The sequence below is a fragment of the Stenotrophomonas sp. 05L413 genome (genome assembly GCF_056397945.1).
On sequence record NZ_JBFTOL010000021.1, the window covers coordinates 1 to 421 of the forward strand.

Annotated in this window: 1 protein-coding gene; it reads left to right on the top strand. The window is 67.2% G+C overall.

Annotated elements, in window-relative coordinates:
• On the top strand, positions 1 to 398 hold a 398-nt coding region (locus AC1DIQ_RS18975), incomplete at its 5' end, for a transketolase-like TK C-terminal-containing protein (protein WP_478050603.1).
• Positions 399 to 421 lie beyond the last annotated feature (23 nt).

Below are 421 nucleotides of genomic sequence, written 5' to 3' on the forward strand. Positions count from 1 at the left end.
GGAGCTGCCCGAGCTTCACCGAGCTGGCCCGCGAAGGCAATGCCGCCGAGCGCCACAACCTGCTGCACCCCACCGAGACGCCGCGCGAGTCGTTCGTCGCCCAGAAGCTCAAGGGCGTGCGCGGCCCGGTCATCGCCTCCACGGACTACATCCGCGCGTTCGCCGAGCAGATCCGTCCGTTCGTGCCGCGCCGCTATGTGGTGCTGGGCACCGACGGCTTCGGCCGCTCGGATACCCGCGAGAAGCTGCGCCACTTCTTCGAAGTGGATCGCCACTGGGTCACGCTGGCCGCGCTGAAGGCGCTGGCCGACGAAGGCGCGATCGGTCGTGAAAAGGTCGCCGAGGCGATCAAGAAGTACAACCTCGACCCGAGCAAGCCGAACCCGATGTCGGTCTGATTCCCGGACTTACACGCCTGAAC